At 62.3% G+C, this 20,694-nt stretch carries 21 protein-coding genes and 1 pseudogene; 11 read left to right on the forward strand and 11 right to left on the reverse strand.

Annotated elements, in window-relative coordinates:
* Positions 1-5 precede the first annotated feature (5 nt).
* The 6 genes from NLY42_RS26885 to NLY42_RS26910 all read right to left on the reverse strand — a co-directional run bounded on the left by NLY42_RS26885 (position 6) and on the right by NLY42_RS26910 (position 7,631).
* Positions 6-2,684 carry an OmpA family protein gene (locus NLY42_RS26885; RefSeq protein ID WP_031244638.1) on the reverse strand — a complete coding sequence of 893 codons (2,679 nt, stop codon included), beginning with the start codon at positions 2,682-2,684 and terminating at the stop codon, positions 6-8.
* 7 nt (positions 2,685-2,691) lie between these two features.
* Entirely contained in the window at positions 2,692-3,357 is a 666-nt protein-coding gene (locus NLY42_RS26890; protein WP_023670314.1) for a hypothetical protein, read from the reverse strand.
* Positions 3,358-3,553: 196 nt separating this feature from the next.
* Positions 3,554-3,955, reverse strand: a complete 402-nt coding sequence (locus NLY42_RS26895; protein WP_023670313.1) for a GFA family protein — start codon at positions 3,953-3,955, stop codon at positions 3,554-3,556.
* A gap of 20 nt (positions 3,956-3,975) precedes the next feature.
* Positions 3,976-5,034, reverse strand: a complete 1,059-nt coding sequence (locus NLY42_RS26900) for a Gfo/Idh/MocA family protein (RefSeq protein WP_023670312.1) — start codon at positions 5,032-5,034, stop codon at positions 3,976-3,978.
* A 103-nt stretch (positions 5,035-5,137) separates the two neighbouring features.
* Positions 5,138-5,923 carry a ThuA domain-containing protein gene (locus NLY42_RS26905; RefSeq protein ID WP_023670311.1) on the reverse strand — a complete coding sequence of 262 codons (786 nt, stop codon included), beginning with the start codon at positions 5,921-5,923 and terminating at the stop codon, positions 5,138-5,140.
* Positions 5,924-6,068: 145 nt separating this feature from the next.
* Positions 6,069-7,631 (reverse strand): DUF2778 domain-containing protein, encoded by a 1,563-nt coding sequence (locus NLY42_RS26910; RefSeq protein ID WP_081731616.1) that lies wholly within the window; start codon positions 7,629-7,631, stop codon positions 6,069-6,071.
* Positions 7,632-8,113: 482 nt separating this feature from the next.
* On the opposite strand from NLY42_RS26910, the gene NLY42_RS26915 reads away from it, so the two are divergent.
* The 3 genes from NLY42_RS26915 to NLY42_RS26925 all read left to right on the forward strand — a co-directional run bounded on the left by NLY42_RS26915 (position 8,114) and on the right by NLY42_RS26925 (position 9,615).
* The gene (locus NLY42_RS26915; RefSeq protein ID WP_031244639.1) at positions 8,114-8,665 is read left to right on the forward strand and encodes a cytochrome c; all 552 of its coding nucleotides are present in this window, start codon (positions 8,114-8,116) and stop codon (positions 8,663-8,665) included.
* Positions 8,666-8,793: 128 nt separating this feature from the next.
* Entirely contained in the window at positions 8,794-9,216 is a 423-nt protein-coding gene (locus NLY42_RS26920) for a hypothetical protein (protein ID WP_023684778.1), read from the forward strand.
* Between the two features lie 237 nt (positions 9,217-9,453).
* Positions 9,454-9,615 carry an FCD domain-containing protein gene (locus NLY42_RS26925; RefSeq protein WP_023689048.1) on the forward strand — a complete coding sequence of 54 codons (162 nt, stop codon included), beginning with the start codon at positions 9,454-9,456 and terminating at the stop codon, positions 9,613-9,615.
* Between the two features lie 324 nt (positions 9,616-9,939).
* Here the strand turns inward: NLY42_RS26925 and NLY42_RS26930 are convergent, their stop codons facing one another.
* Both NLY42_RS26930 and NLY42_RS26935 read right to left on the reverse strand, forming a co-directional pair.
* Positions 9,940-10,872 carry a dimethylarginine dimethylaminohydrolase family protein gene (locus tag NLY42_RS26930; protein ID WP_023711883.1) on the reverse strand — a complete coding sequence of 311 codons (933 nt, stop codon included), beginning with the start codon at positions 10,870-10,872 and terminating at the stop codon, positions 9,940-9,942.
* A 19-nt stretch (positions 10,873-10,891) separates the two neighbouring features.
* Entirely contained in the window at positions 10,892-12,493 is a 1,602-nt protein-coding gene (locus tag NLY42_RS26935) for a zinc-binding metallopeptidase family protein (RefSeq protein WP_031244640.1), read from the reverse strand.
* Positions 12,494-12,576: 83 nt separating this feature from the next.
* On the opposite strand from NLY42_RS26935, the gene NLY42_RS26940 reads away from it, so the two are divergent.
* The 6 genes from NLY42_RS26940 to NLY42_RS26965 all read left to right on the forward strand — a co-directional run bounded on the left by NLY42_RS26940 (position 12,577) and on the right by NLY42_RS26965 (position 18,250).
* Positions 12,577-13,473 carry a LysR substrate-binding domain-containing protein gene (locus tag NLY42_RS26940; protein WP_023684774.1) on the forward strand — a complete coding sequence of 299 codons (897 nt, stop codon included), beginning with the start codon at positions 12,577-12,579 and terminating at the stop codon, positions 13,471-13,473.
* Between the two features lie 103 nt (positions 13,474-13,576).
* On the forward strand, positions 13,577-14,668 hold the full coding sequence (locus NLY42_RS26945; protein ID WP_023754685.1) for an ABC transporter ATP-binding protein: 1,092 nt from the start codon (positions 13,577-13,579) through the stop codon (positions 14,666-14,668).
* An 83-nt stretch (positions 14,669-14,751) separates the two neighbouring features.
* Positions 14,752-15,867 (forward strand): ABC transporter substrate-binding protein, encoded by a 1,116-nt coding sequence (locus tag NLY42_RS26950; RefSeq protein ID WP_023754686.1) that lies wholly within the window; start codon positions 14,752-14,754, stop codon positions 15,865-15,867.
* A 21-nt stretch (positions 15,868-15,888) separates the two neighbouring features.
* Positions 15,889-16,722 (forward strand): ABC transporter permease, encoded by an 834-nt coding sequence (locus tag NLY42_RS26955; RefSeq protein ID WP_023670301.1) that lies wholly within the window; start codon positions 15,889-15,891, stop codon positions 16,720-16,722.
* Positions 16,722-17,528, forward strand: a complete 807-nt coding sequence (locus tag NLY42_RS26960) for an ABC transporter permease (RefSeq protein WP_023689053.1) — start codon at positions 16,722-16,724, stop codon at positions 17,526-17,528. The genes NLY42_RS26955 and NLY42_RS26960 overlap by 1 nt, the downstream gene beginning before the upstream one ends.
* 161 nt (positions 17,529-17,689) lie before the next feature.
* Positions 17,690-18,250: a LysE family translocator gene (locus NLY42_RS26965; RefSeq protein WP_245263549.1), complete on the forward strand. Its 561-nt coding sequence runs from the start codon at positions 17,690-17,692 to the stop codon at positions 18,248-18,250.
* A gap of 47 nt (positions 18,251-18,297) precedes the next feature.
* On the opposite strand, the gene NLY42_RS26970 is transcribed toward NLY42_RS26965, so the two are convergent.
* Together NLY42_RS26970 and NLY42_RS26975 are read right to left on the reverse strand one after the other, a co-directional pair.
* Positions 18,298-19,188, reverse strand: coding sequence for an alpha/beta fold hydrolase (locus tag NLY42_RS26970; RefSeq protein ID WP_023754688.1), 891 nt, complete (start codon positions 19,186-19,188; stop codon positions 18,298-18,300).
* A complete protein-coding gene (locus NLY42_RS26975; RefSeq protein ID WP_023754689.1) occupies positions 19,188-19,523 on the reverse strand; it encodes an antibiotic biosynthesis monooxygenase family protein in 336 nt (111 codons plus the stop codon). The genes NLY42_RS26970 and NLY42_RS26975 overlap by 1 nt, the downstream gene beginning before the upstream one ends.
* Positions 19,524-19,769: 246 nt before the next feature.
* Here NLY42_RS26975 and NLY42_RS26980 point away from each other — a divergent pair, with 246 nt between their 5' ends.
* Positions 19,770-19,994 carry an NUDIX hydrolase gene (locus NLY42_RS26980; protein ID WP_156933777.1) on the forward strand — a complete coding sequence of 75 codons (225 nt, stop codon included), beginning with the start codon at positions 19,770-19,772 and terminating at the stop codon, positions 19,992-19,994.
* A 2-nt stretch (positions 19,995-19,996) separates the two neighbouring features.
* On the forward strand, positions 19,997-20,254 hold the full coding sequence (locus NLY42_RS26985; protein ID WP_156933779.1) for an NUDIX hydrolase: 258 nt from the start codon (positions 19,997-19,999) through the stop codon (positions 20,252-20,254).
* Positions 20,255-20,364: 110 nt separating this feature from the next.
* Here NLY42_RS26985 and NLY42_RS26990 read toward each other — a convergent pair.
* Positions 20,365-20,678 (reverse strand): annotated as a pseudogene (locus NLY42_RS26990) (HigA family addiction module antitoxin).
* Positions 20,679-20,694 lie beyond the last annotated feature (16 nt).

The following is a 20,694-nucleotide window of genomic DNA, read 5'->3' on the forward strand; positions in this document are numbered from 1 at the left end:
CTCCGCTAGTCCAGGTTTACGGTAATCGAAACCCGGCGATTGGTGGAGCTACCGGTTAGACTGTTTTCAGGTACAGCCGGCTCAAAAGTGCCCGCGCCCCGAACCAGCAGCAATTCGGGAGCAACGCCGCGCTTGTTGAGAAGCGCACGAACTGTCTCGGCGCGGGCGGCGCTGATCGACGCGTTGGCCGTCTCACGGCCCGTGCTGTCCGAATGCCCGGTCAACATGAACCGCGCCGTTACGCCGGAATTGCGGGCACTCTGGGCGAATTCCTTTATTTGATCCGCCAACCTGTCGAGAACCGGCGTCTGCTCCGGTCCCGGCACAACCTTGCCGGAAGAGAAGAAAATATCGGTCGTCTGGATGGCCTGCCTCAAATGATTAAGTTCTGCGAGGTTCAGCTCACGCAGCTGCGAGACATCCAGAACCACTCCGTCCGCCGAAAGTTGTTCAGCGGCGGCCCGCGCGCGGTTGATCCAGCCGGCAGGAGCCTCACCCACGGCCACGATGCGACCCTGGATGATCGAGAGCTGAACGGTTTTCGGCGGGGACAACGCCGCCGTCAGCCGCTTCACCACAAACTTCGGATCAAGGCTCTGATAGAATTGCCACTGTGCATGAACGCGGGCAGGATCAACGTCCGTTCCGGAGAGCAGGGCTTGCGGGTCGGCGGCAAGCGGGTCTCTCAAGCCGGAAATGTAGAAATGTCCGCCCCTCGCGCTTTGTTGGGCGACGATGATTCCCGATTGGGCCTCAAGTCGCGACACATAATACTGCCAGTGCTCCGCCGCGCGTGCTTCGGGGCTCACGTCACGAACCTTGGAGATGTCGAATTCGGGTCCGCCTGCCGAAAGCTGCCGGGCCGCCGCGCGCGCGCGATCGATCCAGGTGTCGGGAGCCTCACCCTCGGCAACGATGCGATCATCGACGATCGAAAGCCGTACTGTATCCGGCGGATACAGTGACGCCGTCAGCCGCTTCAGCACGAACTCCGGCTCAAGGCTCTGATAGAACTGCCACTGCGCATGAACCCGGGCGGGATCGACCTCTGTTCCCGACAACAGCGACTGCGGATCGGCGCCAAGCGGGTCTCGCAGGCCGGCAATATAGAATTGGCCGTCGCTTATCTTTTGGTCTGCAACGATGATGCCCGGCTGGGTCTCCAGTCGCGACACATAGGCGTGCCAGCGCTCCGCCTCGCGCACTTGGGGACTTACGTCACGAACCCCCGAGATATCGAAGACCGGCCCGCCTGCCGAAAGCTGCTGGGCCGCCGCGCGCGCCCGGCTGATCCAGGTGTCGGGAGCCTCACCCTCGGCGACGATGCGGCCATCGACAATCGAAAGTCGCACTGAATCCGGCGGAGCCAGCGACGCCGTCAGCCGCTTCAGCACGAACTCCGGCTCAAGGCTCTGATAAAATTGCCATTGCGAATGAACCCCGGCCGGATCGACTCCCGTGCCTGACAACAGCGACTGCGGGTCGACGGCAAGCGGGTCCCTCAGGCCGGCAATATAGAACTGGCCATCGCGTACCTGCTGTTCGGCAACGATGATGCCCGGCTGGGCCTCCACTCGCGACACGTAAGCCTGCCAGCGCGACACGTAAGCCTGCCAGCGCTGCGCTGATTGCCAGGAAAGAAAGTACCAACCGCCTGCCAGACTCAAAAGCAGCAGGGCAACGGCCGCCACCAGCCACGGAAATCCGTCGTTTGATTCCTCCTGCTTCAGCTCGACGCAGGTCTGCAACTGCGCCTCTACGCTGGCCAGCTGCGAACCGTCGCCGTCAAACTGCTCTAAGGCCTGTGAGCTTTCCTCATGGATGCGAAGCAACACATCGCGAACGATTTCATGCAATTCCTCCGGCGGATTTCCCCGGATCACCGAAACCAGGGTCGCAAACGGTCCAACTTCCGACCAGAGACGAAGCTCGCCGAAACGGATTGTGTCCAGGCCGCTCTGCTCTTTCTCGTTAAATGAGTCTTTTACAAAATCCTGAATCGCACTGAGCATCGAAGAAATGAGCTGAGGATCTTCGCTCGTTGCATTGTCGGCCGTTACATGCGTTATCAAAAGGCCGGAATTCCGATGAATGAGAAACGCATGTTCCACACGGTAGACAAGGGAATGCTTCAGAACAACTGCCGAGAAGCTTGCCCCTGTTCTCCAGGCTTCAAGTCTCCACTTGAGCCCGTGCCAGGTGAATATGTGCCTTAGAGTTTCATTCAGCGACTGAAAGGTCTGGTCGATCTTTTCGCCGATCGACTTGCGAATTGCCGGCAGAAACACCGGGTACAATATGTCCGTCAGCGTGCGCGGGCTCTTCTGGATCGACCGTTGCACAGCCCGTTCGACAGCTGGCGCAAGCGCCTCGCCGAGTTGCGCGTAAGGCGCTCGTCCGGCAGCACTGGGAAGAACGTCGCCCACGGCCGCCGCAAGCTGCTCGGGTTCGTCGAGCAGATGCGTGACGCGTGAAAGCTCGGAGATTTCGCGGCTGACCAGCAACTGCCGCAGCGTTTCCATGCGCGGATCGGCGGTTGGAACCGCCTCGAACTGCGCACGGTAGTCCGGATCAACGTTCCGGGCAATTTCGATCAAAAGACGAGCCAGAGCCTCGCGATCAATCTCTGTATCGTTCGAGGCTGTTCTTTGCGGAAGGTTGAATGGGTCGACGGTGGACGTCAAGGTCCCATCAACTCACTTTCCAGCTACGGTCCGAGTTGCTCTTGCTCCCGACGGGATCCTGATTGAGACACTTTGCAACCTCGACAAACAGGCCAGCCAAAAGATTTCGGTCGGTCTTGACGTTGCTGAGGTCGGCAAACATCTTCTCGATCAGCATCTGAACGCCTTCATTCTTCTGCTTGATTTCCTCACGCAGCAAATGATCGTTTCGATTTATCCGGTCCGAAACATCGCGCTCGAGCGCGCTTAACTGATCCGACAACGTGCGCACCTGCTTTTCAAGAGCCTGGTTTTGCTCGCGAAGATTCCGGTCGATCTCCTTGTCGGCATCGGCTCGTGAATCTTTTTCGCTCCGCAATTGCCCTGCAAGCGAATCGATCTGCTTCTTTGCATTCGACTCGTACATTTCGAGATTGCGCTTGGCCTCGGATTCAACATCCTTGAAGCGCTGCAACACCCGTTCTTCAAGCTTGGAAAAGCGGCGGTCATAGTCCTGCATCTGGTTGCCGAACAGCAGGTCACGGATCTTGTCGACACCGACGGCGTCGCCGGCGGTTCCGTTTTCGCGGGCCTGAACTCCCATGAAGTTCAGCCCGTTTCCTTCTGTGTTACCTATCAGATTTACGTCCGCCTTCTTTTCTGAAGAAGCGGAATTCGAAGATTCCTTAGCCATCCATATACCCCCATTGAACACATGCCGTCAGGTAAGCATGTCAGCAATCGGGCCGCAAGCCGGATTCGTCTTGACTTATGCCTATTCATGGGGCAGCCGAGCGCGATGGCTAACGGCCCGGCAATGGCAATCAGGGGCGATGCCCTCTTGAAGGCGCGGAGCGTGCGGACGGTTCCGGGTATCCAAAAAGCGGCCTTCAGTCGAACGTCGCCAGCGGCTCGGCATTGATCTCGACCCACTCACAGCGCCGGCTTTCGTGGTAAAAAGACTGAAATGGCGGCGGGAACGACGGGTCGGCGAAGGCGCCGACGGGAATGGCGATCACACCGGGCTGCGTGTCGATGCGATAGTGGACGGCGGCGCCGCACTCCGGGCAGAAATTGTAGATGACGCGGCCGCCCTCGTCGCCGGTGCGCGTGAACTGCTTCGCCCGTCCCTCGATCGATACATCAGCTTGCGCAAACCGGACATTGTAGCTGAAGGCGCTGCCGGTGCGGCGCTTGCAGTCGAGGCAATGACAGACCGAGATGCGCACCGGCTCGCCCGAACAGACGGCTGAAAGCTGGCCGCAGAGACATTGCGCGCGGCGCGTGACCATTGTTTCTTCCTCCCTTCACATCACTGCGTATCGGCGCTGGCCCTCAGTTCCGTCCGCTTCTGTTCCGAAACCATGGCCAGATCCAGCACCTTCTGCAGTTCGGCGGCATGGTGGAATGAAGGCTCGGCCTGCACGCCGCTGCGAACCGCATCGACGAAGCGCTGGTAATTGGTCGGCACCGTGCCGGCGTCGAGCACCTGCCATTTGGCGTTCTCGATATCCTCGCCGACACACGCCTTCAGTTCCGAACCCTCGAGATTGTGCACGACTTCGATGCCGCCCTTGTCGCCATAGATGCGCAGGCGCAATTCGTTGATGTGGCCGGTCGCCCAGCGGCTGGCGTGAACGACGCCAAAGGCGCCGTTGGAGAAATCCAGCGTCATGGCGAAGCTGTCATTGGCGTCGAGGTCGTATTCGCCGATGCGGTTGCCTGGCGCCTTGTCGAAGGTGCGCAGCCGGCAAAACACGTGGTCGACGTCGAGTGCGGCGCCATAGCTGGCGAAATCGAGGATGTGGATGCCGACATCGCCGAGCACGCCGTTGGAGCCGTGGTCGCGCGACAGCCGCCACAGCCATTTCGGGTCGGTGCGCCAGTCGCCCCAGAATTTCGAGACCAGCCAGCTCTGCAGATAGGAGGACTCGACGTGGCGGACGGTGCCGATCTCGCCGACCAGCACCATCTGCCGCGCCTTCTGCAAGGCAGCGACATTGCGATAGGTGAGATTGACCATGTTGACGATGCCGGCCGCCTCAGCCGCTTTGGCCATCTCGCTTGCCTTGCCGAAGTCTTCGGCCAGCGGCTTTTCGCACAGCACCGGCTTGCCGGCCGCGATCAACGCCATGGTGGTCGGGTGGTGAATGCGGTCCGGCGTGACGTTGGCGACCGCATCGAACTCGCCCCACGCCAGCGCGTCTTCCAGGGATGTGAACCGCTTCGGTATCTTGAACCCGTCGGCAAATTCGCCAACGCGCTTTTCATCGACGTCGACAGCACCGACGATCTCGACGCCGTCGATACCGCCGAAGCGGCGGGCATGCTCCTGCGCCATCCAGCCGGTTCCCAGTATCAAAAGCCGCATTTTCTGCACTCCGAGCGAATTGGTTCGATTCAATCATATGGCGCAGATACGGTCTAGGAAACCCATGCGGAAAACCGCCACGCCTTTTTTCCTGGATTTTGCTTTAGCGGAAGCCGGCCTCGCCCGAAGCGTGCAGCTTGCCGCCGCGCTCGACGATCGGCTCCAGCGCCTTCTCGACCGGCACGTTCGGCGCCTCAAGGATCGCCGACTTGGTGCCCTGCGGATTGTGCGCCCACTTCACCGCATTGCGCAGCACCTTGTGCACATTGGCGTCGTGATAGGTCGGATAGGTCTCGTGGCCCGGGCGGAAGTAGAAGACATTGCCGGCGCCGCGGCGATAGGTCAGCCCAGAACGGAACACCTCGCCGCCCTGGAACCAGGAGATGAAGACGGTCTCCAGCGGTTCGGGCACGGCGAACTGCTCGCCATACATTTCTTCATTCTCGAGCTCGAAATATTCGCCGACGCCTTCGGCGATCGGATGGCTGGGACTGGTCACCCAGAGTCGCTCGCGCTCGCCCGCCTCGCGCCATTTCAGCGTGCAGGGCGTGCCCATCAGCCGCTTGAAGATTTTCGAGAAATGGCCGGAATGGAGAACGATCAGCCCCATGCCTTCAAAGACCCGGCGGGCGACGCGCTCGACGATCTCGTCGGCAACGGCGCCATGGTCCTTGTGGCCCCACCAGACCAGCACGTCGGTCTCGGCCAGACGGCCGGCCGGCAGGCCGTGCTCCGGCTGCTCGAGCGTGGCGGTCGAGGCGGAGATCGCCTCGTCGGCGTTCAGCGCCTTGGCGATGGTCGTGTGCATACCTTCGGGATAGAGGGCGGCGACCACCTCATTGGTCCGCTCATGGATGTTCTCGCCCCAAACGACAGCGCGTATTGTCATGATGTCCTCGTGGTGAAGCCGACCCGCAGCGGTCACTCATAGTCTGCCTGGGGGTCAAAAGGGAATAGGCAGTGGGGAATAGGCTATAGGGGCAGAAAAACAAGGAACAGGCGATGGACGCTCCTGGGCCCTACTGCCTACTGCCTTACGCTCCCCGGCCTTCCTGAGCGACCCGCGTCAGCGGCTTGGTCAGGCGCGGCACGACGACGAGGCGCTTGATCTTGCCCTTCTTGTAGGCGGCAAGGAAGCGGGCGTAGTCCTTGAAGACGACGCAGCCATTGGACTCCGCACGGCCGCCGCGCAGCATGTAGGTGTGGGCGAGCAGGCCGTCGCGGCCGTACTTGTTGCCGCCGCTGACGGGAGTGAGACGGAGCGCCTCGACGCCATGGAAGCGGGATTCGCGCAGCCGCAGATCATAGGTGTTGGGCGGCGTCGGGCCGACATTCTTCTTGTGCACGAAGCGCGGCTGGTCGACCATCGAGCCCAGCCCCGAATGGGCCTCCAGCCGCGAGCCGTCCGGCATGTAGACGGTCTTGGCCGAGATATCGTAGACGGCGACGCCGCCGCCCATTCCGGGCGTGGCGAACAGATCCTTGAAGGCGCGACCGACACCGCCCGCCGGGACGTCCGGCTTGGCATAGGCCAGCATCTCACCGGCCTGTGTCTTCGACCTTTTGCCAGGCTTGATCCGGCTTGATTGGATGCTCTGGCTGTCTGGCACGCCAGGCAGTGCGGCGACCTCCGAAGTACTGCGTGGCGAGCGCGGCGACGAATTGCCCGGCGACTGGGGTGCGGGGCTCTCGGCCGTCCCGTCGGTCTGTGGCTTGGCTGCCCTGGGCTTGCTGGCTTGCCGAGGCTCTGCAGGCTGAGCGGTTTCGGCGCGTGGACGCCAACCCGGCAACGCAATGTTGTCGGGCAGATCGTCCTGCGGCGGCAGCGAAGCGACCTGAACTTCGGCCTGCTCAGGATCCTGCCCTCCGGCGATTGCTTCAACGGCCGGCGGCGGGGCCAGCATGTCAGCGTCTTCCGGCAAGCTGTTGGCCAGCGCCAGCGCCAGGCGCGACGAGCGTTCGATCTCAGCCACTTCCGGCCCAAAGCGTTCCGAGGCTGGGCCATGCTGATCGGGCAGCCGGACTTCGGCGAAACGGGCAGCGACCGGAAGGCTGGCAAGCATGAAGGGCGCATTCGAGGCCTTGGCGAAGGCGGCAGCCAGCTTTTGCGGCGACAGCTCTGCCTTGGCCACCACGCCGTCGAAGCGCATGCCGCGCGAAGTGGCGAGAGCGACGCTGGTGTTTGGCGCAATGTTTGAGGCGACACTGCTCGGGGCCACAGCGTGCGCGGCCGGCTTCAGCCGCGCCATCTTGCCGTCATGCGCGAAGTTCGCGGCGGCATGCGCGCAGCCGGCGTCGCATTGGCTGAGCAGCGAGGCCTGTGATTTTTGCGCCGAAAGCCGCGGCGCCCACGAATTGGCGAGGCTGCGGCGCGAATCGGCAAGTGCTGCGTTCGGCAGAAGCAGACTGTGCGGAAGGCTGTTGGAGGCTGCGGTGAGCGAGGTACCGAGCGAATAGAGGCCGGCCATGGTTGCCACCGACCACAGCGCCAAGGCCGCGCCGACAACCGGCACCACCACCCAGCGCTGGCCGGATCTCTTCGAAGTCAAACCCCGTTCAGGAGTGTCGCCCCGGTCTTTCAAACGCAAAAACGCCATACAACCACTCTCAATCGGCATGCAGGCTTGCGACCCTCGCATCCGTGACATCCACAGTTCGCTGGTGCCCCCTGCACCTTTCGCGTCTGTTGCCGATTGAATCAAAAGATGGACAAAGTTGGTTAACCAATCCCTCCATCAGCCACCGATTATGCGGCGCCTGATACGAAAAAAAGAGCACTCCATGGTCTGCGCCACGGTAGAATGCTCTCCCTCACCCCCGCCTTGCTGCCCGTTTTTGCGATCCAAGTCAAGGAAACGCTGCGTCAGCTTGCTGCAAGCCTGTGCTGATTGCCCGCTGATCGGCCTTCTCAATCAGTTGACCTTCCGGTGGCTGGAAGGTCTATCCGCTCAGAGACGGAGACTTCCGGCGACGGAAATTTACCGATGAGAACCGGCATCACGACCGAAGAATCCGACTGCAGGTCGAACCCCTGCTGCGGCTGGCTGATCACAGATGGATGGGGCAAGGACATGGCGCCGTGAGATGGACTGTGAAAGCGGCGCTGCTGTGGCTGGTCTGTGCCCTTACGATGGCCGCCTCCGTCGGCGGCGGACCGATGGTCGCGGCCCGGCAGGCGTCGATGAAGGAGATGGCGGCGGCTGCGAAAACCATTGCCGGCATGTTCGACCGCAGGCAAGCCTATGACGCGGCAGCCTTCAAGGCGGCAGCGGACACGCTGCGCGCGCGCACCGGCCCTGCCCTGATTGCCGAATTTCCGAGCGGCTCGCTTGGACCGCCTTCGCAGGCCAGGCTGGAGATCGATCAGTCACGGGCGGAATTCGAGGCCCTGGCAAATCATATCGGAACGCTCGCCGACGCTCTGGCCGCCAAGGCCGAAAGCGCGCCGGCCGTCATCACCGATGACATGCGCATGGGCACCGGCCTGGCGATGGGCGGCGGCAGCCTGCTCGGCAAGCGCTCGATTCCAGAGGAAGCCGATCCGACCAAACTGCCGGCGGAGCATATCCTGCATCTCATCCTGCAGGATTGCTCGACCTGTCATTCGAAATTCCGGCAAAAGGTACAGTGAAGCGACATTATCCGGCGGAGCATTTCTTGCTGGCCTGCGCCACAGTCACTTTGCATACAAGTAAATTCGTTTGTGCTAATATATCGCGGTCGTGCATATCCATGCATGACGAGCATCGGGAGGATGCAATGAAAACCATGAATCGCAGGTCTGCAATTGCCCTCGGTCTGACGACCGCCGCGGTAGCGCCTTTGTTCACCTTGGCGGCATCGGCAAAAATCAAGAAATACGGCCCGAAAGAGGGCAAGGAGATTGCGCCCGGTGTCAGGGTGGTGGAGGTCGGCACCGGCAATGCTGACATTCCCGCCTACAAGAGCATCGCAATTATCGACGTTGTGTTTCAGCCCGGAGCACATGCTCCTCAAACCGTGATGGACAACGACATGGTGTGCACCATTACCTCAGGTGCATTCACGATCAAGAAAGCTGACAAGGAATTCAAGCTCAAGACGGGTGATATGTACACCTGCTCCAAGGGCAAGACCGACGAAGCGACGAATACAAGCAAGGAGGTCGGCGTGCATCGCATCGCTGTATTGATACCCGCATAGCAGATGGAGTTCCGGCCGGACCACGCCGTCGCGAGTCCGGCCGGCCAGACGAGGCGATCTCGTTCCGTCGTCAGTGCGGCCATCTCACGCCAGCCACTCCCTGATCGCCGAGCGGGCGGGAACGGCGCGCATGTGGTCTTCGCGCTATGGCTTTGTTTGGGCATGATCTTTTGGGAAAGCTGGCTTGGTTTTCAAATCATCGGCTAGGTCGAATGGCTGATCAACCAGCGCATCCACGTGGCCAATACGGAGATCGAAAACCGCAGGAGTTTTGCCGGCCACCAGGCGGTGTTCGAGGCGATCGAGCGCCACGACCCGGAAGCGGCCGGCCAGGCGATGCGCGCGCATCTGGAAAACGCCCGGCGCAAGTTCAATTCAGGGTCGGGAAGACTGGGCTAGCCAGTTGACGCGGCGGCGCTCTGGCGCAAAGCAAAAAGCCCGCCGTTCAAAGCCGGCGGGCTCCCTTCAATCATACAGCGCGATCCGCTCGCCGGTAACCAGGACGACCGAATTTCGGCCTTCAGCGGCTGGTTGCGCTCAGGGGGCGGGCTTCGACGGGTTTGAAGCGACCAGCGATCCGAGTTTGCCGGCTTTGGCCAGACTCGGCTTTTCGTAAGTTTTCTTCACAGAATCCCTCCTCTAATGGCATCAATTTCCTCTGCCAGGCCTGTTTTGTCAAATCTGACAGCAGTCCGTCACAGGTCCCGGCGGCAATTCGTGCCCTTACGCCGGCTCGCGCTTGAGCGCCTGCGCCATGCAGTGAATGCCGCCGCCGGTCTTGGAAATCTCGCTCATGTCGACGGCAGCAACCTCGAAGCCGCGCGCTTTGAGTTGGCCGATCAGCGACTGGCTCGACGTCGGCGCGATCACCCTGTCCTTGCCAAGCGACATGAAGTTGCAGCCGAGCGCCATCGTGTCCTGGAAGGGCACGTCGATGATCTCGTGGCCCTTGCCCTTCAGCCAGTCGACGATGCCGGGCTCGGTGCAGGCCAGACACACCGCGGTGAGTTTTTCGGCGATCGGCACCACCATCAGGTCGATATGGACGTAATATTCGTCGATGAAGGCGAGGCGCGTTTCCCAGCCTTCCTTTTCGAACCAGTCCTGCACCTGGCGGGCGCCCTCTTCCTGCGTGCGGGCGCCGCCGCAGCCGATCAGCACCACGCCCTCCTCGATGACGTTGAAGTCGCCGCCTTCGAAGGTGCCAGCCGTGACCATGTCGTAGATCGGGATGCCGAGCTTTTCATAGGTGCGGATGGCGGCATAGTTCTCGCCGCGCCGCCACCAATTGGCCATGGCGGTGATGAAGGCGCCGTAGGGCGTCATGACGCTGGAGTCTCTGGAATAGACCTGCATCGGCAGTTCCGGCGTCGGCTCGTGCCAGTGGATGTTGACGCCGAAATGCTCATAGGCGGCGACGAGGTCCTTGTGCTGCGCCTGGGCGATCTGAACGTTGCAGGGCGCTTCGCGCAAATGCTTGCGCGAGAGCGAGCTGGTCGAGAGGTGGCGCAGGAAGTTTGGCGAGCCGAGCAACACGTCTGTCAGCACGTCGGTCTCGTTGGCAAAGCCCCATGATGTCAGCGGCTTGGTGCCGCCGGCGGGATTGCGGCGCTGCAGCGAGAACGGTTCGGCGATGATGCGATCATGGACGGTCATAAGGTTCTCCTCGATTTGACTATGCAGCTTGATTGGATTGGCTGCTCGGAATCCACCAATCGCGTCCGCGCGCGGTGGTGACATATTCCGGCCAGCGGAAATTGATCGGCGGGTCATAGTCGCAAAGCGGCGCGATCCAGTTGGAGCCACCAATGCCGCCGCCGGTGCGGGTGACGAATTCGTCCATGGCCGCATCGCGCGCGGCCTTGTCCTCGAGCAGGCGGAGGGCTGCAAGCGCAACCGTCTTGGCGGCGCAAATGACCATCGGGTCGATGGTGGCCGAGATACCGCCCAGCGCGTTCATCGCCCAGGATGGATAGGCATGGCCATTCGCCGAGCGCAGCGCCGGGCGAGCGACATAGAAGCGTGCGGTCGGCGTGTGCCACGACATGTCGGTGTAGTCGTCGGAGGTCGAGTTGATCTGCGACGGAGGCAAATCGCGGCGCAGGATTGCCTCGGCCTCTTGCGGCGCAACCAGCCGCTCCATCTCGTCGATGAAAGGGTTGTCGGTCGCGGTGCCGCCGGCATTGACCTGGACCTCGCGACCGATCGCTTTCGCCGCCTCGTCCCAGCTCGGAGCGCCAACGGTGGACAGCGCCTCATAGGCAATCCCCGCCATGGCGTGATTGGCGAGGCCCGGCCTCGACTTCGACACCCAATGGCGCTCATAGCGACAACCGCTGATCGCCGCGGCCGCGGCCGCATTACGGTCGAGCACCGCGGTGACCTGCTCTGCCATGGCAATGGTCGGCACGCGGATCATGTACTGGATCTCGGCCAGCCCCGCCGGCAGATTGTCGGCGGTCGCCTGCCCGGCGGTGAGGATCGCCTCGCTGATGGACCAGCCGCCCTGGTGAGGCAGCATGGAATCGCGCAGCGCCTTGGAGGTCATGTACATCGTCATCAGTGCGTCGTTGGCGCCGGGCGCCCGCACCGCCGAATGCGCCTGCGGGATCGGCGCGCCATCGCTTGCGCGAACCCAGTTTTCGGGTTCGTCGCAGACAAAACGGTAGATCATCGCATAGGCGGCGCCGCAATGCGTGTCCCAGCGCGCCGTGTTGCAGAGCGGCAGCATATAGAAGGGGTGGAAGGAGATCATGCCGGCAAGGCCGTCATAGTAGCCCTTGGCCGCATGGATCGGCTTCGAGCCCCTGACCTTCTCGGCCGGCTCGCCGGTGAAGCGCAACGTCCCCTCGATGCCGTGGCGTTGCATTGCAGCCTTGGTGGCGAGAAGTCCGCCGAGGCCGGCAATGCCAAGCCCGGAATGCGGATCGGTGTGGCCGCCGGCCTCGCTGCCGAGGCCCGGCCGCGATCGCTTCACCGTTGCCGCGTCCTGGCAGTTGCCAGGCACGGCGTCGTATTCGCCGTACATGCCGATGGTCGGCCCCGGGCCATTCGTCCAGTGGGCGCAAAAGGCGGTCGGCATGCCGGCCGACCCTTCCTCGACCGAAAAGCCCTCATGCTTCAGCCGCGCGACATACCAGGCCGCCGACTGGTATTCGCGCCAGGCTGTTTCGCCGAAATCGAAAATGGTGCGCGTCCACGCCGACAGCAACGGCTGGATGCTATCGAGACAGGCAAGCGCGGTGGCTTGCGCCGAGGTCGTCACCGGTTTCTCCATGCGGCCCAAGAAAGCAGTGAAGCGGCATTGCAAAAAGTGATATGTTTTTCCGGTTCATGCAAATTCGGTTCACCTGAGGCCTCTTGCGAATACCTTCCACACAGGCGCTGCGCGCCCTCGACAGTTTTGCCCGTCACGGCAGTGTCTGGCGCGCAGCCGATGAACTGCATTTGACCCGCAGCGCCGTCAGCCATCAGTTGCGGCTGCTCGAACGCGACCTCGGCTTCGACCTGCTGGAGCGCATCGGCAAGGGCGTGGCGCTGACACCGCGCGGCCAGCGCTATGCCGCCGATGTGAGGAAGGCGCTGACCGTGCTTGGCGATGCGGTAACGCGCCAGGCCGGCACCGGCGTCGGCGGTTCGTTCGCCGTTTCCTGCACGCCGGGCTTCGCCTCTCTGTTTTTATGCACGCATATCGGCGAGTTCCGGCAGATGTATCCGGACGTGGCGCTGTCGATCCTGACGCCCAGACGGCTGGACGATGTCAGCAATCCGGACGCCGATGCCTTCATTGCCTTCGGCGTCGGCAACTGGCCGAACCGCTCGGTGGAGTTGCTGTGCGAAATCTCGTTCACGCCACTTTGCAGCCCGACACTGCTCAACAAGGTCGGCGGCTTTTCAAAACCGGCCGACGTGCTGCGCGCCAATCTCCTGCATCTCGGCGACACCGAGGACTGGGCGCGCTGGCTGGCGCTGTCCAAGGTGGAAAACCCCGACACCGAAGGCGGCATCTTCTTCTCGGACATGAACCTCGTTTTTTCCGCGGCGATCGCCGGCCAGGGCATCGCCATGGGCGACGAGTTGACCAGCCGCCGGGCGCTGAGCGAAGGCCGTCTGGTGCGCCCCTTCGATATCGCGATCCCCTCGCCGCGCTCGTATTTCCTGGTGTCGGAACATGCCAAGGCCAGCCACCCGGTGCTGGAAGCATTCAATGGGTGGTTGAGGTCGAAGCTGTCGGAGAACCGGATCAGCCCGTACTAGCCTCCCATCCGTGAATCAAATTTGCCGATCTGGCGAAAACTATTCGGTTGCGGTGAGCCGGCGCACTGCCCTACGCTCAAGCCACGATCAAGGAAGAGGCAGGATGCAGCAACCCGGCCGGGCCGCAGAGATCAAGGCAATCGGGATCGGCAAGAGCTTCGGCTCGTTCCGGGCGCTGGACGACCTGACGCTCAATATCGGCCGTGGCGAGTTTTTGACGCTGCTCGGCCCCTCCGGCTCGGGCAAGACCACCTTCCTGATGATCCTGGCAGGCTTCGTGCAACCGACCGCCGGCAAGCTTTTCAGCGACGGTTTCGACATCACCGATCGGCCGGCAGAGCAGCGCGCCGCCGGCATGGTGTTCCAAGGCTATGCGCTGTTTCCGCATATGTCGGTCGAGGCCAACATCGCCTTCCCGCTCAAGGTGCGCAAGAAATCGGCCTCCGAGATCAAACGCCGCGTCGCCGAGATGATCGAGCGCGTCGGGCTGAAGGGCCATGAGACGAAACTGCCGGCGCAGCTTTCCGGCGGCCAGCAGCAGCGCGTGGCACTGGCGCGCGCGCTGGTGTTCGAACCCGGCGTGCTGCTCCTCGACGAACCCTTCTCGGCACTGGACAAGGGCCTGCGCGGCCAGATGCAGGCCGAAATGAAGCGGCTGCATCAGGAGACCGGCACCACCTTCGTCTTCGTCACCCACGACCAGAGCGAGGCGCTGGCGCTGTCGTCGCGCGTCGCCATCTTCAACCATGGCAAATTGCTGCAGGTCGGAGCGCCGGACGAGGTGTATGACCGGCCGGCCAACCGCTTCGTCGCCGAGTTCCTGGGCGAGATCAACATGCTGCCGTTGAAGGGGGTCAAGCCCGCCGACAATGGCTCGACGGGCCTCTGCGAGGACCGCGCGGTCAACATGCTCTGCAAGGCCGAGAAAGTCCATGGCGATGCGATCCTGGCGATCCGGCCCGAGCATATGTCGATCGCGCGCGAAGCCGCCGCCGGCGAGAATGGCATCGCCGCCACCGCCATCGGCTCGACCTATCTGGGTGCGGCGACCAAACTCGATCTGACGACGCGCCAGGGCGCCAAGGTGACCGTCTCGGTGCCGAACGAGGTCGCGGCGGCGGCGCTGAGCAAAGGCAATTCCGTCTGGCTGACCTGGCCGGCGGAAAAGGGTTTCCTCCTTCCGGACGGAGGATGACGACGAGAACGGCGAAGTCTTCCAGCAAAGAATCTGGAGCGCGCCATAACCACCGGAACCAACAACGAAAAAGGGGAACTAAAATGACAGACCAAAGCAAAAAACAAGCCATGGACGCGCTATCCGCCCGGGCTGTGCGCGGCGAGATTTCGCGCCGGCAATTCACCCAGCTTGCAGCCTTCGTGCTGGCCGGCACACCGATGCTGCTGCGCTCGACCGGTGCCTTTGCGCAGGCCAAGGAGCTGGTGCTGGTCAACTGGGGTGGCGATGCCCTTACCGCTTATGACGCCGCCTACGGCCAGGCCTTCACCAAGGAGACCGGCATCGCCGTCAAGATGGACGGTTCGGGCCCGACCGAAGGCGCGATTGCCGCACAGTTCAAGAGCGGCGCGCCGACCTGGGACCTTGTCGACGTCGACCCGTTCTCGGCCATCACGCTCGGCGCGCAGGGTGCGCTCGAGCCGATCGACTACGCCATCGTCGACAAGAAGAAGATGCGCGAGGGGTTCGGCTGGGAATACGCGGCGTCGACCTATTTCTTCTCCTATGTCATCGCCTATGATTCCGAGAAATACGGCAAGGACGCGCCGACCGGCATGGCCGACTTCTTCGACGTGAAGAAGTTTCCGGGCAAGCGCTCGCTCTACAAATGGGGCGTGTCGAGCTGGGAAGCCGCACTTCTCGCAGACGGCATCGCGCCGGCCTCGCTCTACCCGCTCGACCTGAAGCGCGCGCATGACAAGATCGCCGCCTTCAAGGAAAACGTCGTGGCCTATTGGGGCGGCGGCGCCGAAAGCCAGAGCGTGCTGCTCAACGGCGAAGCCTCGATGGCGATCGTGTGGTCGACCCGCGCCTCGCTGATCGAGCAGGATTCCGGCGGCAAGATCAAGTTCATCTGGGATCAGGGCCTGATTTCGCCCGGCGCGCTGGCCGTGCTCAAGGGCAACCCCGGCGGCAAGGACGCAGCGATGAAGTTCATCGCCAGCGCCCAGGATCCGCAAAAGCAACTGGTGATGTTCGACAAGCTCGGACAGGGTCCGGCCAATCCGGCCGCCGATGCGCTGATCCCCGCCGACAAGAAGCGCATCAACCCGGTCGATCCCGAAAACATGAAGAAGCAGATCGCGCTCGACATGGACTGGTACGCCAAGAATTACGGGGCAGCACTCGACGAATACACCAAGATCATCTCGGCCTGACCAGGCCGGGCACGAGCTTCGATGAGAGGCACCCTCTCCGACAGGATGGGCGCGGCGGTGCTGATGGCGCCGCTGCTGCTGTTCCTTGTGCTGGCCTACGCCTGGCCGTTCCTCGGCGTCGTCAAGTGGAGCGTCACCTTGCCGACACCGGGGCTCGGCCAGTATGGCGCGCTCGCCACCGATGCCCTGGTGCAGTCTGTGTTCATCCGCACGCTGCGCATCGCGCTGATCGTCACCGTGGTTTCCGTGGCGGCGGCATACGCCATCACCATGGTGTGGGTGCGCGGCAGCCCGGCACAGCGCATAATCGCTGAATTCTGCATTCTCGTCCCCTTCTGGATCTCGGTGCTTACCCGCGCCTTCGGCTGGGTGGCGCTTTTGTCCAACCGCGGCCTGATCAACACCTGGCTGCAATCGATCGGCTTCATCTCCGAGCCGCTGGCGCTGGTGCGCAACGAGTTCGGCGTCATCGTCGGCATGACGCATTTCCTCATTCCCTTCGCGGTGTTCCCGCTGGCCTCCGCCATGCGCAGCCTCGACGAGCGCGTGCTGCTCGCGGCGCGCGGGCTCGGCTCCAGCCGCATGCGCACCTTCTGGACCGTGTTCGTGCCGATGACGCGCTCCGGCATCATCGGTTCGGCGATGATCGTGTTCGTCTTCTCGCTCGGCTTCTTCGTCACGCCGGCGATCCTCGGCGGCGGCCGCAGCGTGATGATCGCCGAGCTGATCTATCTCCGCATCTTCCAGAGTCCCGACTGGGGACTGGGTGCGGCGATCAGCGTCGTGCTGGTGCTGTTCGTCGGCGCGCTCATGGCGCTGCTGTTCCGCTATGTCAGACCGAAGCAACTGATCTGATGCCGACCTATCGCCCCGGTCCCGTCTCGCTGATCCTCGCCGTGCTGGTGGCACTGTTCCTGCTGCTGCCGCTGCTGGCGGTCATCCCAGTGTCGCTGACGCCAAGCCGCATGCTGGCTATGCCGACGGGCGAACTGTCGCTGCGCCACTACCGCGCGCTGATCGAGGATCCGCGCTGGCTCGACGCCATCCTGCTGTCGATCCGCATCGGCATCGTCAGCAGCGTCATCTCCACCGTGCTGGCGCTGTGCTTCAGCCTTGGCGTCTGGATGTTCCAGCCGCGCTTCACGGCCACCCTTGTCGGCTTCGTGCTGTTGCCGATGGTGGTGCCGCCGGTGGTCTCGGCGATCACGCTCTACTTCCTGCTGACGTCGATCTCGGGCATGAGCTCGTTCTTCGGCTACGACACCTGGCTTGGCGTCGCCATGGCGCATTCGGTGATGACGGTGCCTTTCGCCACGGTGCTGATCCTGGTCTCGCTCAGCCAGCTCGACCGCCGCATCGATCTTGCCGCGCGCGGCCTTGGCGCCGGCGTGTGGGAACGCGCCACGCGCATCATCATGCCCAACATCAAGTTCGGCATCGTCACCGCCGCGCTGCTGTCCTTCGTGCTGTCCTGGGAAGAGATAGGCGTCACCCTGTTCATCACCTCGGTCAACGCCATCACGCTGCCGCGGCTGATGTGGATGGGCCTGCGCGACAACATCGACCCGGCGATCGCCGCGCTCTCGGTGATCCTGATCATCATCACCGTGCTGGTGCTGGCGGTGCGGACTGTGGTGGTGAAGATGCGCGGCGGGCACTGAGCCAAGGTGGCCAACAACAATCGGCGATAGCCAAGCCGCTGTGTGAAGGGCGTTACGGACGGTGAGCGCCGGGTACATTACGCGGCGTCATGGAAAACCTGCCGCTGGTGACATTTGCCTTTGTGTCGGTTCTCGGAATGGCCGTTCCGGGACCGGACGTCGTGCTCGCCATCACCAACGGCTCCCGCTACGGTTTTCGACGCGCGTTTCTCGGCATGGCCGGCGTCGTACTGTCTGATTTCGTTCTTATCAGCATCGTCGCGCTGGGCTTCGGCGCTCTTCTGCTGGCTTCGGAATTCTATCTCTCGGCTCTCAGGATGTTCGGCGCCGGCTATCTGCTTTTCGTCGCCATCGGTACCCTGCGCACCGCATCCCGACCTTCGTTCAACCCTAACCTTCCCGAAACACGCCATTCAGCCAAGGCACTCATTGGGCGCTGCTTCTTGGTGGCGGTCACAAATCCGGCGGCCTGGCTGCTTTTCCCCGCGATCCTGCCGCATTTTGTCCGCGTGGATGAGCCGATCGCGATCCAGTATGGCATCCTGGCCATTATCGCCGCGCTTGCCGATGTGTTTGTGCTGACGTTTTACGCAGCCTTTGGCGCGCGGGCTGCAAGGCTTCTGGCTGGGCCAAACGCCGTGTGGATCGACCGGTTTTACGGTATCGCCCTGCTTGGTCTTTCGAGCACTTTGATCCTGCAGTCCCTCGGGCATCTGAGATAGTCGACACAGGACTACACACAGGGCCGGATTTAGCAATCCGTCCGCCGTCAGCTTGCGAAGAATCTCGACAGCCTTGCAGCCGTGTCTTCGGGGTGCTCTTCCGGGAAGAAATGCCCACCGTTGACCGAGCCGCCTTCGACGCTATCAGCCCATTGCCGCCAGATCGCCAGCGGGCCACCTTCCTCCGCATACCAGTTTTCCAACCCGCCCTCGCCGCTCCAGAGCGCAAGCAGCGGGCATCTGATGCGACGGCCGTCAGCCTGGTCCTGCGCGTCGTGCTCGCGGTCGATGCCTGCGGCGGCGCGATATTCCTCGCAGATGGCGTGGGCATGGGCGGGATCACGCAGCGCCTCGATATAGGCGGCCCTGACCTCAGCGGGAAAAGCATCTGGAGCCGAGCCCCAGCCGGCGATCGCATTGTCGACAACTGCGTCGGGTGCTGCGGACAACAGGCGCTCAGGCAGCGGTTCCGGCTGGGCGAGCAGGCTCCACGGCCAGAAGGCCAGCGCCAACCTGGCATCGACCCGATCCCAGGCGGAGGCCGTGGGGACGATGTCGAGAACGGCGACCTTCGATACGATTTCACGGTGGTCGAGCGCCATGCGGTAGGCGACGCGGCCGCCACGGTCGTGGCCGGCAACCATGAAGCGGTCGAAACCGAGTGCGTCCATAACCTGCACCATGTCGCGCGCCATCGCCCGTTTGGAATAGGAGGCATGATCGGCAGTGGAGACTGGACAGCCGCTTTGGCCGTAGCCCCTGAGATCGGCGGCAACCACGCTGAAGTGCGATGCCAGGGCCAGCGCTATGTCGCGCCACATCACATGCGTTTCGGGAAAGCCATGCAGGAGCAGCAGCGGCGGCCCTGAGCCACCGGCCCTGACGAAGATCGATGTCTCCTCCATTTGAACGGTCCTGGCGTCAAAGCCCGCAAACATCAGCTGCCGCCAACCATTCCGTGGCTGGAAAGGATGCGCAACACCTGGACACCCTTCGGCAATTCGATCAGGAACTCCTTGTCGCGGTCGAGATGGTGGATGCTTTGCGGATCGCCGCCGGTAAAGGCGGCCATTGCTTCGACGCTCTCCCAATAGGAGATGGTGATGAATTCCGAATGTGTCGGCGTGTCCTCGCGAAAAGTCTGCACGCCAAGCGCTTTCTCGATCAGCGGCTTGATACCAGCCTCGTAATTGTAGCGCTCATAGGCATCGGCCTTGTCGGGCGAGGTCCTGCCGCGCCAGATGCGCGCAATGGTCGGGGTTTTCGGTGCCATCAGCGACAAACGCCTGAACGCGAGCCGCGTTCCGATCCCGACAGCATTCGCACCTTTAACCATCGGCCTGGAGGGCCGGGCGGCTGAAATCGATTTCAAGGTCTCATATGCAAACTGCCTATGTCCACAAAGTGAAATTGATTTCACTGGCGCGTCTAACTAGAGGCCGATTAAAATCAATGGATGCTTTGGATACTGCAGTCCAGCAACGAAAGTGGGGGCTGGCTGAATGAAGGGGAAGTGAGCATGAGCGAGACGTTTGGCCAGGATCAGTTCTTCCGAGCCGTTGCATCCCGCCGCATACCGCGCATTCGAGTGGCGGGGATTGTCGTGGATGACGACAAGCTGCTTGTCCAAAGGCCTGCCAATGATCCGAGTTCGTTCTATGCCTTCATCGGCGGCGAGTACGAAATCGGGGACACGTTGAGACGCGGCTTCGTAAAGAGTTTGAGGAGGAAACGAACGCCCTAGTCATGACCGCTCGCTACCTGTTTTGCGTGGAAAACCATTTCCAATACAAAGGCCAGACCATTCAACAGGCCGAACATTTCTTCCTGGTCTCCATTGACCGTCGCGACGTGACCAGCCGCGAAGGCCATCTCGTTCAGCACTGGCTGCCTCTCGTGGAATTGGCGAGCGCAAACCTTCGCCCGTTCGTCGTTCGTGATGCCGTGGCGTCTGGAACCTATCTCAGTGACCGTCACCTGATTCAGATGCCAGACCAGGCTTAGCCGTTCCGCAGCGTGCCGATTGCCGAAATGAGTTCCTGTGTCCATCCGCTTAGAAGGCCGGTGCTCTAATCTGCTACGGGAACGTTGCTGTCAGCGAACGCACCCTGCCTTCATGCAGCATGCAGCGGGATGGCGCTGACGTCGACTTCGCGCTCCGCATGCCAGGCACGCGGCCTGCATCCTGAGCCAGATCGCGGCACCATCGCCGAACATCTTGCCAAGGCGGGCGGCCACGGCAGGCGATACCGGCTTCTTCTCACGGATGATATCGTAGAGCTGCTGGGCGCGAGATTCCGAGCAGATTGGCGATTTCCACCTTGGTCTTGCCGGTGGCGGGAACGATGTCGTCGAGCAACGCGCCAGGATGGGAAGGGCAGCGCTCGGTCGTTCTGTTTCGTTCGTACACCTTCAGAGTGCTACCCATATGCCAGGTACAAACC

The organism is Mesorhizobium sp. C372A, from assembly GCF_030323245.1.
GTDB lineage: Bacteria > Pseudomonadota > Alphaproteobacteria > Rhizobiales > Rhizobiaceae > Mesorhizobium.

Excerpts from the sequence above, each read along its gene's own strand:
- NLY42_RS26900 (WP_023670312.1), bottom strand. The coding sequence starts at position 5,034 with ATGCGGCTTTTGATACTGGGAACCGGCTGGATGGCGCAGGAGCATGCC.
- NLY42_RS26945 (WP_023754685.1), top strand. The coding sequence starts at position 13,577 with ATGCAGCAACCCGGCCGGGCCGCAGAGATCAAGGCAATCGGGATCGGC.
- NLY42_RS26920 (WP_023684778.1), top strand. The coding sequence starts at position 8,794 with ATGAAAACCATGAATCGCAGGTCTGCAATTGCCCTCGGTCTGACGACC.
- NLY42_RS26985 (WP_156933779.1), top strand. The coding sequence starts at position 19,997 with ATGACCGCTCGCTACCTGTTTTGCGTGGAAAACCATTTCCAATACAAA.
- NLY42_RS26955 (WP_023670301.1), top strand. The coding sequence starts at position 15,889 with ATGAGAGGCACCCTCTCCGACAGGATGGGCGCGGCGGTGCTGATGGCG.
- NLY42_RS26905 (WP_023670311.1), bottom strand. The coding sequence starts at position 5,923 with ATGACAATACGCGCTGTCGTTTGGGGCGAGAACATCCATGAGCGGACC.
- NLY42_RS26975 (WP_023754689.1), bottom strand. The coding sequence starts at position 19,523 with ATGGCACCGAAAACCCCGACCATTGCGCGCATCTGGCGCGGCAGGACC.
- NLY42_RS26910 (WP_081731616.1), bottom strand. The coding sequence starts at position 7,631 with ATGGCGTTTTTGCGTTTGAAAGACCGGGGCGACACTCCTGAACGGGGT.
- NLY42_RS26930 (WP_023711883.1), bottom strand. The coding sequence starts at position 10,872 with ATGACCGTCCATGATCGCATCATCGCCGAACCGTTCTCGCTGCAGCGC.
- NLY42_RS26960 (WP_023689053.1), top strand. The coding sequence starts at position 16,722 with ATGCCGACCTATCGCCCCGGTCCCGTCTCGCTGATCCTCGCCGTGCTG.
- NLY42_RS26935 (WP_031244640.1), bottom strand. The coding sequence starts at position 12,493 with ATGGAGAAACCGGTGACGACCTCGGCGCAAGCCACCGCGCTTGCCTGT.
- NLY42_RS26890 (WP_023670314.1), bottom strand. The coding sequence starts at position 3,357 with ATGGCTAAGGAATCTTCGAATTCCGCTTCTTCAGAAAAGAAGGCGGAC.
- NLY42_RS26895 (WP_023670313.1), bottom strand. The coding sequence starts at position 3,955 with ATGGTCACGCGCCGCGCGCAATGTCTCTGCGGCCAGCTTTCAGCCGTC.
- NLY42_RS26970 (WP_023754688.1), bottom strand. The coding sequence starts at position 19,188 with ATGTTTGCGGGCTTTGACGCCAGGACCGTTCAAATGGAGGAGACATCG.
- NLY42_RS26950 (WP_023754686.1), top strand. The coding sequence starts at position 14,752 with ATGACAGACCAAAGCAAAAAACAAGCCATGGACGCGCTATCCGCCCGG.
- NLY42_RS26980 (WP_156933777.1), top strand. The coding sequence starts at position 19,770 with ATGAGCGAGACGTTTGGCCAGGATCAGTTCTTCCGAGCCGTTGCATCC.